This is a genomic window from Streptomyces sp. UH6, assembly GCF_013421635.1.
Classification (GTDB): domain Bacteria; phylum Actinomycetota; class Actinomycetes; order Streptomycetales; family Streptomycetaceae; genus Streptomyces; species Streptomyces abyssomicinicus.
Map to the genome: position 1 here is coordinate 1 of NZ_JACADT010001312.1, position 1,250 is coordinate 1,250.

At 74.7% G+C, this 1,250-nt stretch carries 1 protein-coding gene and 1 pseudogene; both read right to left on the reverse strand.

Annotation, left to right across the window (positions count from 1 at the left end):
- Positions 1-217 (reverse strand): annotated as a pseudogene (locus HW445_RS32965) (hypothetical protein); the annotation flags it as partial.
- A gap of 26 nt (positions 218-243) precedes the next feature.
- Complete coding sequence (locus HW445_RS31525) at positions 244-1,041, reverse strand: polyprenol monophosphomannose synthase (protein ID WP_180224186.1); 798 nt, start codon at positions 1,039-1,041, stop codon at positions 244-246.
- Between the last annotated feature and the right edge of the window lie 209 nt (positions 1,042-1,250).

Sequence of the window (1,250 nt, forward strand, 5' to 3'; positions counted from 1 at the left end):
GCAGCACGCCGGCGACCAGCAGCAGGAGGACGGTGAGGCCGCCCGCCGCGTCCGCGACCAGCGTCAGCAGCCAGATCTCGAGCACCAGCCACGCGGCCACGCCGAGCGGCACGGCGGTGCGCGCCCGGGAACGGGGCTGCCGGGCCTGGCGCGAGGAGGAGGCCGAGGAGCCGGAGGAGGTGGTGGGCGGGAAGGAGCGCTGAGGGCCGGTCGTCATGCCTCCAGTGTGCCTGGTGGCCCCCCTCACCCGCGCCGGGGCCGCCCGAGAACCCGTCCGGCCCGCTCCCCCACGCCCCAGGCGGTGACCCGCCAGAGCGCCTCGACCAGGATGTCGCGGCTCATCTTGGAGTCGCCGTGCTCACGCTCCACGAAGGTGATCGGCACTTCGACCACGTGGTAGCCGGCCCGCACGGCGCGCCGGGCCAGGTCGACCTGGAAGCAGTACCCCTGGGAGGCGACGTCGGCGAGCCCGAGCCCCTCCAGGGTGGCGCGGCGGAAGGCGCGGAACCCGCCGGTGACGTCGCGGATGGGGACGTCGAGCAGGACCCGGGAGTAGAGGCTGCCGCCGCGGGAGATGAATTCGCGGGAGCGGGGCCAGTTGACGACCCGGCCTCCGGGCACCCAGCGGGACCCGAGGACCAGGTCGGCGCCCTTGAGCGCGGTGAGCAGCCGGGGCAGTTCCTCGGGCTGGTGGGAGCCGTCGGCGTCCATCTCGATCAGGACGTCGAAGCCGTGCTCGATCCCCCAGCGGAACCCGGCGAGGTAGGCGGCGCCCAGCCCCTCCTTGCCCTTGCGGTGGAGGACCGTGACCTGGTCGTCCTCGGCCGCCAGTTCGTCGGCGATCTTGCCGGTGCCGTCCGGGCTGTTGTCGTCGGCGACGAGGACGTGCGCCTCGGGGACGGCGGCCCGGACGCGGCGGACGATCGGCGCGACGTTGTCGGCCTCGTTGTAGGTCGGGATGATCACCAAGGCCTTGCCGAGCGGGCCGAACCGTCTCTCCTGGCCACCCGCGGCGGGGGCACCGACGCCGTCCTCGTTCACTGCTGCCCTTTCGTCTCCGCGCCGTCGACCGCGCGGAGGCGGGCGCCGTGCGCAGCCAAGTCCCTACGCCGGGGACCACCTTAGTGGGCGGCCTCCGGGCGGACACGACGGCGCGACGGACCGGTGTCCCGGCCGGACGGGCTCAGGGGCCGCGGAAGCGTGCAAAGGGGACGTACCCGGGACAGGACGCCCGCGGGCCGGCCACGGGA